7 protein-coding genes are annotated in these 9,264 nt (G+C 45.9%); 5 read left to right on the top strand and 2 right to left on the bottom strand.

The window, feature by feature from the left end:
* On the top strand, positions 1-320 hold a 320-nt coding region (locus ACKPQ4_RS02635), incomplete at its 5' end, for a hypothetical protein (protein ID WP_407679660.1).
* Positions 321-485: 165 nt separating this feature from the next.
* A complete protein-coding gene (locus ACKPQ4_RS02630) occupies positions 486-2,612 on the top strand; it encodes a TonB-dependent receptor (RefSeq protein ID WP_407679659.1) in 2,127 nt (708 codons plus the stop codon).
* An 89-nt stretch (positions 2,613-2,701) separates the two neighbouring features.
* Here ACKPQ4_RS02630 and ACKPQ4_RS02625 read toward each other — a convergent pair whose 3' ends face one another.
* Positions 2,702-3,538, bottom strand: a complete 837-nt coding sequence (locus ACKPQ4_RS02625; RefSeq protein WP_407679658.1) for a sugar phosphate isomerase/epimerase family protein — start codon at positions 3,536-3,538, stop codon at positions 2,702-2,704.
* A gap of 156 nt (positions 3,539-3,694) precedes the next feature.
* Here ACKPQ4_RS02625 and ACKPQ4_RS02620 point away from each other — a divergent pair, with 156 nt between their 5' ends.
* The 3 genes from ACKPQ4_RS02620 to ACKPQ4_RS02610 are packed head-to-tail and all read left to right on the top strand — an operon-like array spanning position 3,695 to position 8,021.
* Entirely contained in the window at positions 3,695-4,954 is a 1,260-nt protein-coding gene (locus tag ACKPQ4_RS02620; RefSeq protein WP_407679657.1) for a hypothetical protein, read from the top strand.
* A complete protein-coding gene (locus tag ACKPQ4_RS02615) occupies positions 4,951-5,730 on the top strand; it encodes a hypothetical protein (protein WP_407679656.1) in 780 nt (259 codons plus the stop codon). The genes ACKPQ4_RS02620 and ACKPQ4_RS02615 overlap by 4 nt, the downstream gene beginning before the upstream one ends.
* An 8-nt stretch (positions 5,731-5,738) precedes the next feature.
* A complete protein-coding gene (locus ACKPQ4_RS02610; RefSeq protein ID WP_407679655.1) occupies positions 5,739-8,021 on the top strand; it encodes a hypothetical protein in 2,283 nt (760 codons plus the stop codon).
* Between the two features lie 49 nt (positions 8,022-8,070).
* On the opposite strand, the gene ACKPQ4_RS02605 is transcribed toward ACKPQ4_RS02610, so the two are convergent.
* A partial coding sequence (locus tag ACKPQ4_RS02605) for an MFS transporter (protein ID WP_407679654.1) occupies positions 8,071-9,264 on the bottom strand: 1,194 nt, incomplete at its 5' end.

Below are 9,264 nucleotides of genomic sequence, written 5' to 3'. Positions count from 1 at the left end.
TCATCGTTGGGACCCTCACGGTTTCTGTGATTTCCCCAAGCATTCACTCCTTTGTGTTTCATGGAGATAAGGGATGTCCGCACAGTAAGGCGGGTAAGGCCTGTTCCTCTCATCAGGAAAACTCCTCCGAGGATGAACCAGATGCGGGTAGTTGTGTGGTTGTTGTATTTGGTAAATCTGTGGAACACGGCTTTACGAATTTTGATGCGTTTCCGGTCGAACTTTTATCTGTAGGTCTTACTCACCTTGAATCTGCGAGTAAACCTGCAGTGGGGGAGGATTTTACAAACCGGGCTAGGGGTCCACCCGAAAAAGTTTAAAATTTTTAATACGGAGCTTTGTTATCCTGCCGATATTTGCAGGACGCGTCTCCTCATTTCACCTGCCAATTCCGAGAGTGTGGAAGGTGTGTAGTTAAACCAGTCCATTTGCTTGGATTAATGTGTTTTTTCAAAATCTTAAAATCTCTCTAATCATTCAATTCAATGAAATCATTAAAATTACCTTTATTATTACTATTGCCCTTCGCTTTTGCACTGGGGCAAAAAGACAAACAGGCAGCCGAGCAACTCGATGCTCTGGTTGTTGAATCAAGCCCGCTTGATACCAAAATTAACGAAACTACTCAATCTGTGGGTATTCTTACTGGTGATGAACTCGATAGAGCCAGAAGCAAAACAATAGCCGAAACTTTGTCTGATCTTCCTGGAGTTAACCAAACTCAATTTGGTCCATCTGCTAATCGCCCCATCATTCGAGGTCAGGATAAGTTTAGAATTAAAGTTGTACAAAATGGGTCTGATTCCTTTGATGTTTCTGGTCAGTCAGAAGACCATGCAGTACCTATAGATCCATTACTTGTAGACAGAATCGAAATTCTACGTGGTTCATCTGCACTTTTACATGGAGGAAGCGCGATCGGTGGTGTTGTAAATGTAATTGATCGTAGTATTCCTATAGATATTCCATCTGGAATTAGTGGTTCCTTGTTATCGAGTTACAGCAGCGTGGATGATGGCTTTAATTCCGGTATCACTGCTTTCGCAGGTTCTGATAATTTTAATTTTCAAATCAATGGTTTTATCAGGGATTTTAATGACTACGAAACTCCAAGCTTTTACAAGGAGGATCATCACTCAGGTGATTTAGAGGGACCCTTTAATTTAGTTAAAAATAGCCATGGAGAGAGCCAGTCAATTGGGTTTGGTGGATCGTATAAATTAGATTCGGGCTACACTGGGTTCAGTTTCTCTAACTATGAAAACGACTATGGAGTACCCGGAGAACATGCCGAGAGTGATACTCTTATCGAAATGGAAAGGGATCGTTTTGAATTCCGTTCTGAAATCGAAATTACAGATTCCGAGTGGCTTCGAGCAGTCGAACTAAACCTTGGTTATGCAGACTACAAGCACAGTGAGAGTGGTTATGAAACTGAAGATAATGTTACAGAGTGGCACACTCATTCGACTTACTTTAAAGAGGGGTTTGATGCGAAAATTGCATTTGATCATGAATTCGGTGTGTTGAGGGGAGTCTTTGGAATTCACGGTGTTTTTGATGAATTCAAAATTGAAGGTGAAGAAAGCATTCTTGGTGGTCTCAGTAAGGATGATAACAATAATTCAGTTCCTCAAAATGATGCAATCAGTTCAGAGGATTCTACGAGGATAGCCCTTTTCTTAATCGAGCAATATGCCTTGAGCGATCAAACCATATTGAATGGCGGAATTCGTTGGGAAAGTTTTGCTCGTGACTATGAAGGAACTGGGGATCGCGATGATTCATTATTTAGCGCAAGTGGTGGAGCTTCACATGATCTCAATGAAATTTGGAACATCAGTGGTAACTTGAGTTACTCTGAGCGTGCTCCAGATACAGCCGAATTGTATTCTGACGGAGGGCATCATGCGACCGAGTCCTATGATGTTGGTACTTCAACTTTAGGTACTGAGTCTGCCGTTGGTATTGAAGTTATTCTTCGTAAGAAAATTGGCAATATTACAGGTCAATTCTCAGCATTTCATACCGAGTATAAAAATTACATATTTCTGGAAGACACTGAGCAGATTCGGGATGCAACAGGCCATTTGCCCAACCGAGCTGATAATGAATTTTCTTCAGGAGCAGAGGGTCTTGAAGAAAAAAAATATGAATCTGCAGATGCTGAGTTCCAAGGATTTGAGGTTGAGATTGATTGGTTAGCGATGGAGAACCCAGGGTGGGATTTACTGCTTTCGGCATATGGCGACATGGTACGCGGTAAAAATAAGACCGAGGGTGGAAACTTACCAAGAATTCCAGCAGCAAGAATTGGATTTGGTTTCGAAGTTCAACAAGAGAAACTAGATTTCGGTATGAAATTCATTCGCTCTTTGAAACAGGATAAAGTTGCTGTTCATGAAGATCACAGCGAGGAAGCAACTGATGCATATTCTATCTTAAGTGCATTCGCATCTTATGATATTAATATTGGCGACAATGTCGGTACGCTTTTCCTTCGTGGAAACAATCTTACTGATGAACTTGCATTTAACCATGCCTCTGTACTCAAGAACCATGCTCCTTCAGCTGGTAGAAGCGTAGAAGTTGGACTCAAGTTTGATTTCTAGGATAAATAATTAGATCTTTGTATCGGGCAAGTCGGGCTCTCATGAAAATGGGGAGTCCGGCTTTTTTTATGTCTTTTGAACCGTATTTCCTAAAGAGCCAACAGTTCATTCATTAACTTAGCAGTCTTGTCGACCCCGCCGTCGTTGCCCTCACGGGTAGCCCAGCCGGAAAATTCGATCTTTTCTAATTCGTTTCGAACTTTCTTCCAATCGACGTCTCCCTGTCCGAGCGGGCAAAAGCCATTCTTTGAGCCCCAGTCCTTAATATCGAGCTTGAGGGTGCGTTTGCCCAGGATACGGATCCATTCATGGCTGGGAGCAAACCTTTGCATATTGCCGATATCAAAATATGCCTGCACCCATGGGCTGTCACAGGCATCGATATAATCCCGAAATTGCTCGGGTTTGTAACAAAATCCATTCCATACGGTTTCGATCAGGATATGAATCTTTAACTCCTCTGCGAGAGGGAGAAGTTGCTGGATTTGTTCAATCGAACGATCCCATACATGCTGGTGGTTTTCCTGTTCTCCGGTAACTTTTCCTGGAACTAGTAAAACAGAAGTTCCACCGACTGCCTTGGCATCACGCATCGCCTGGGCGAGACCATTGCGGCTCTTTTCGCGAACCTCAGGATTCCTATCGGATAGTCGAACCTGCCAGTGTTTACTGTAAACCACACCGTGCATGGGGAGGTCGAGCTGAGCACAGACTTTTTTCATTGGTTCTACCTGTAAGCCGGGTGCATTGCCCTCGATCCCATCAAACCCGAGGTCTTTTACTCTTTGAAAATGTTTCTCATCGGGAGCGGTGCCCACCTTGACCGCCTTGTGAATGATTCCACGAAAGGACTTCGACTGGGCGTGGGATAGACCGGCGAGAGCCAGAGACCCGGCGGTTGTGGTCAGGAAGTGTCTACGATTCATGAGATGTATAACGGAGTTGAGTACTGGGTTTGTCAACTTTGCGTATGAATGATTGGGAAAAAAATAAAGATGGGCAGGGATTTTGCCTTGCTGACTAAACTTGGAGAAGTGCATAGTCAGATCTTTAAAACAATAGCCCAACCCGAAGGAAAAAAAGTGAGCGAAAAAGAAATCAATTTAAGTAAAACCAAGTTTCTCTTTTGGGGGTCACTGGCGTTGTTGCTGGTATCTCTTGTGGCATGGTTGGTAAACCTGGAAGTAGCCTTGCAATCATACTCGCCGGGCTTGGTTCTCATAAGTGATCTTTTACCTGGTTGGCTGTACCTAAAGTTGGCATGGTTGTCCGCCGATTTGAGTACCATTAGTACATTGGTCCCTGTCCTGCTGTTTTTGTTTCCATGCCTGCAGGGTTGGAAGGTTTTGCGTTCGGGTAATGATGTTTTACAAAGGCGGGAGATACCAAGCGACCCATACCCCCTTAATTTTTCCTACTTTCTGGTGATGCTCGGATTGGCGGGTACTCTGTACGGATTGTTGATTGGGCTGGATGTGAGCGGGGTGAAAGAGCTTGGTGATGGTGGTCAAACGGTAGACAAAATTAAAGGTTCTCTGGACCAGTTGCTTGGGGGGACTGCTACAGCCTTACTGAGCTCTTTACTAGGCTTGATTGGTGCATTTTTGGCCGCCAAGCCATTGAGCTGGTGTTTTCAATGGGCAACTGAATTAAGTGATGATGAAGACTTAAGCCTGACAGAAACCATCGAGCGCTTAGTGGGCGATATGCATAGTCTGGGAGATGCAAGCCGGGCATTTGGCGAGCGACTTGACGGAACGAGTATACAGGATGTGCCTAATACTTTGGTCGAGATAAAGGGTGAATTGGCTGGGCTCAAAGAGGAACTGGCCCGGGCAAATCAAAGAATTGAAGGGTTGGGAGATTCCCAAAAACAGGGCCAGGAAATGTTGGCCCCATTACAGGAGTTGGGAAGGCTGGGGAATTTGGAATCCTTACTTGGCAGGATTGGAGATGCACATGAAGCAGGGAATGAAACCGATCAAAAAATGCTTGGTTCCCTGGAAACGATGCATCAAGACCAGTTGGATCAGGCGAGGAAATTAAATGTGGACTTTGAGGGTATGGCTGGAAGTTTGCGTACCATGGAGGAATGCCTGACTTCTTTAAAAGAATCTGGGGTTTCGGGTACGGAAAAACTGGAGGAGACCATTTCTCAAATTCGGTCAGCCAATGCGACATTGAACCTAAGTCGGGAGGAGGCCGAAGTCCAAAGAGAGAAGGTGGTTTCTCTGCTTAAGTCTGCGGAGGCAGATAGAAAAGCTGAGCGCAGTGCTCTGCGTAATGCATTTGGGCAGTTCGCCACTACGAATGTGCCAATAGACGAAAGCGAGGTCCAGTGAGTACAAAGAGGAAGGGGCTGTCTGGCCTCGATAGCTTGATTAATGGAAAGGGCGGGGCAAAAGCTCGGAGTTCTCCAACGCTCAGTCCAAATGATGCCTTGGTACAAGTGGCATTACCTTTAGTACTTATTCTTGCTATTATTACCCGGTTAATGGTGATTGAATATACTGAGGCAATGCGAAACCAGGGACCACGCATCCTCGATATGTGGAAACAACAATTGATCCTGCGGGTGGACACGGTAATGGATGCCTGGGAGAGGGAGGCAGAACTGGGAGCTTTTCCAGACTTTAGCAGAATACAATGGGAGGGTGCTTTTCCAAATGATCAGAGGTTTGAGAGTTTGTGCGGCAAAGCATTGGAGATGAATGACCGGGCAAAATTGCAGGACGATCTTTATAATGCAGCACTGGCCTATGAACCACCTGCTGGGGAAGAGGAAGGTGCCCTACAATTTATTACCCTTTACGATCCACTTGCCAAGACTCAGCCAGCTGATCCGAGCCTGGTATCTGAAGATTTTATAATCGATGAGGAGCGCCGTGATTATGCATTTGGATATGTGGCCGACCGGGTGGCCAAGTGGAAGGAACAGGTGGAGGGATTGCAATGGGCAGCCGTTGCCCAATGTGCTGACCAGTTGCCTCTCAAAGAAATTGGTGAAGTACAAGATGGAGTTTCCACCCAGCTTGTTCGGGTGGCCGGGGAGTTAACGAAGCGTGGATATCCGCTGCTTAACTCGGTGGTAGGCGAGTATGGGAAATTAGAACGATGAGTGGAGGAATGAATTTGAGATGTGCACTTAGTACTTTACTGGTATTGACAAGCGGGATCTTCCTGTTTGGGCAAACCAATGATCCCAAGGCTGGAGCCAAGAGGATGCTGGCCTTGCGTGCGGCAGCAGAGAAAGCAAGAATGTACCTGCAGGGCACAGCCGACGCCAATGAATCTGCAGTGGATGAATTGAGCCAGTTACTTTCGAAGGAAATGCTCGGGCGGGTAAAAGAATTTGAGGCAAAAAAGACGGGAGAAAAACCTACCCGTAAATGGATTGAGGCCTGGCGTATGCAAGAGCTGGAAAAGACGGTCTCCGATACATTGGAGTGGGCCAAGGAACAAAGTCCTTTGCCCATTGAACGGGCGGATGTATTAAAGCGGGCGGCCAAGGACTGGGCACAGGAAGCCCCAGCAAAAGCCCAGCAATATGCAAAGCAAAGCATGGAGCAGGTTTATGGAAAAGCCAGGGAGTTGGCAGCGGGGGAACAGTTGAAGCGTTTACGGGATAATCTTTCGTACCCGACAAAGGAGGATTTAAATGGCCGGCTGAATCAACTATTCGAGGAACGGTCAAAGGGGTTGCAGCCTTTGTCGACCGATGATTTTAACGCATTGAACGATTGGTTCGAGCAGTTGGTTGGTAAAACCGGGCCAGTTTTTGAGGAGTTAAAAAGGAAGGTATCGGAAATGTCCACAGATATGCGTCTGGAAATTGCGAAACAATACCAAGCACAGTACGAACAGATCCGATTATTTGTCCAAAAGAACCAATTTCCAGAGAGTTTAAAAACAAAGGAGGAATTGCAGGTTGTTGCCCTGCAGGCATTGAATAAGAACCAGGGAGAGGACTTGCAGGCTACCCCCCCGGTGTATGGAGTATTTGAGGCATCGGAGAAATTGGTCGAGCGAGCAGCGATGCACTGGGAAAAAAACCGCTTTGAAAATTTTCTTAAATCCACAGATTTCTGGCTACCCCAAAAGAAGAAAATCGAACAGGCAATCCGCGACGATATAGCTAACCATGTACCACCCGGAAAAAGTTTGAATTTATTAACCGATAAATATTTGTCAGCTGTCCAGGAGATGGTTGCCGTTAAATACGGTGGCGAAAAATGGAGCCAATATTTTGCCGACTCATTGAAGGAGGGGGGAGCACTGACCAAGTCCCTAAGTCAAAGGTTGCGCGATGGAATTAAGAAAAGATCGCAGGAAGTGAGGAAACAAATCGCAGAGGAGCAATTAAGGACGAGCTTTAAAAACCTTTTCGAGGGTACCTTTCCGAAAGAGTCCCAGATCTTGTGGTTTTATGAAAAGGGGAAGGCAAGAGTCTCTAACTTCCCTGAGTTATTAGAAAATATTGAGGTACCTTCCGAGCTTCGTTCAAACTTATTGGAGGAGACCAAGAGGATGGCGGTTGATCTAGCAAACAAACCATTGGTACCAGCATTAAATGCATTCCGAAAACAGTTCGAAATCCTTCGGGTATTGGAAAAAGAAAAGTTGGCTCAATTAAAAGTGCAAGTTGTGGAGGGGCGGGCTTTCCTGGAAATTCTTAAAGATTGGCAAGTCGGATGGAATGAATTGTGGGATAAAAAAAAGAAGGAGGTCGAAGAAAGATGGTATCCGCAATTTGAACATACTGGAAAAGAGCTGAGTAAAGCGGTGCGTCAGTTATACGAAGGTATGATAAACGCAGTGGGAAATAATACTCCGGAAATTGTACAGGCACCGACTGAGGAGTTGGGCGGTGATAAAGATACCTCTGGATCGGAAGCAGTGCCGGTAGAAAATGAAAAGCCCGAAACCAAGGAAGAAGAAAAGAAGGAGGAAAAAGCCGAGGGTGGAAAGCAGGAATTAAGCGGTGGGATAACGGATGAATTAAAAGTCTTTGTTGGCTTGGCCGATGGTGTATTTGCCTTTGCGGATGCTCCAAATGGAAAGTGCCGGATGTTGTTTGGTACGCCGGATGGAGTGGGTGCATTTTCATTGGAGTTTGATCCGCAGGATGTGGAGGGGGCGGCCAGTTTAATTTCTCAAGGTTTGCAAAAGCCACTGGGCTTGGTCCTTGATGGAAATGCCAAGGGTGGGCAGGGGAGTATTTTTAATTTGTTTTCAACTAACGAGGATAATTCCGAGATACGGATGCTCTTTCGGGTGTCCAGTTCCAAGGTGCGTCATCAAATGAGTATCTTAGTTAGGCAACAGGTGGAGGCAGCCATCGAGAACTGGGCCAATGAGACCGGGGAGAAACAACCGGTTCTTCTTTGGCAAGATGATGTTGAACTTTAGATTTCGGAAAGAGAAATCAGATCTCTATTTCCTTGGCGGGATCATTCATTCAGGCGGGTGGTTTAGGCCGAAGTTTCCAATTGCATAAAAGCATCCCGATGAAGGTGATCGCAAACCATGGAGCAAACCAATCCGCTGCCGCCTGAAAGAGAAGTCCAGAGTCGTTCGCTAAATTAGAATCCTTTCTTAAGCTAACTACAAGAAGAGCATAGAGAATTCCGATTCCGCCATAGCCAAGGTTTAAGGCTAATCCCTTGAAACTTAGCAGAGTGGCCCGAATCGACTTGTCTGCGGTTTTATTGAGATAATAACTGGTGCAAAACCCAGTCATGCCCATGGCGGCAAAAAGGAGCATGGAAAAAATCACACCAAAGTGGGGAATGAAAAATCGAATTCCAATAAAAGAAAGTAGTGCGAGAACTGAAATAATGAGAAAATTTTGATTCGGGCCGAATCGTTCCGTCATCTCCCGGGATATACGGGCAACAACCATACCCTGAAGAGCAATAACAGCCCCGATTATACCAAAGGCAACTTCGGGGTAGGAAATGAGTCGGTAGTATTCACTGTTCATGGTGATGAACATTCGGATCACGCTATCCACGGTGGCAGCGGCAAGGATCACAAGTAAAGCAAAAGGAGTGCGGGCAATCCAAAGGGCAACATTCCAGGTTTGTGAAAAAGCGGCCCGGAGAGGCAGCAAATCTGATTTGGATTGGTAGTTCTCAGTTTCGCGAAGGGCACATGCAGAGAGAAGGGTGAGCACGGCAGTTACCAAGTTAAGTAGAATGGGCCAGCGCATAGTATCCTGCTGGGTAAGCGAATTTTCAAACCCGAGGAAGGCACAGGCTTGATTCATTACGTCCGGATCGTAAATAATTCCACCCGTAAGGAGGGCAATCATGAAGGCAAAAGATTGCCAGCGGGTTACTTTTTGGAGGATTTTTGCCCAGTCCTCCTTTTTGCCGGCCTCGTCAATTGAGTCGTAAACCAATGCCTCATCTGCGCCGCTGGCCGCTGCTTCCGCTAATCCACTAAGAATCCGGTTGATCGCGAGAATCCAAAAGAGTAGGTCGAGGTCGGAAGTCGGTGCAAATCCCCAGACCACCATTTCGATGACCATGAATATACCAGCGGCGACAATCATTTTTTTGCGGCCAATCATATCGGATAGGGCACCAGAGGGAACTTCGGCAAGAATGATACTGGCCGCCCAGATGGAATTGAGAATGGCGAACTGTTC

Source organism: Candidatus Chordibacter forsetii (assembly GCF_964187505.1).
GTDB classification, from domain to species: domain Bacteria; phylum Verrucomicrobiota; class Verrucomicrobiia; order Opitutales; family Seribacteraceae; genus Chordibacter; species Chordibacter forsetii.
Note: the sequence above shows the minus strand (reverse complement) of the source record. Positions and strands in the feature narration are given on the sequence as shown.

Bases quoted from the DNA above. Each gene is read 5' to 3' on its own strand.
- ACKPQ4_RS02630 (WP_407679659.1), top strand. From the start codon at position 486: ATGAAATCATTAAAATTACCTTTATTATTACTATTGCCCTTCGCTTTT.
- ACKPQ4_RS02625 (WP_407679658.1), bottom strand. From the start codon at position 3,538: ATGAATCGTAGACACTTCCTGACCACAACCGCCGGGTCTCTGGCTCTC.
- ACKPQ4_RS02610 (WP_407679655.1), top strand. From the start codon at position 5,739: ATGAATTTGAGATGTGCACTTAGTACTTTACTGGTATTGACAAGCGGG.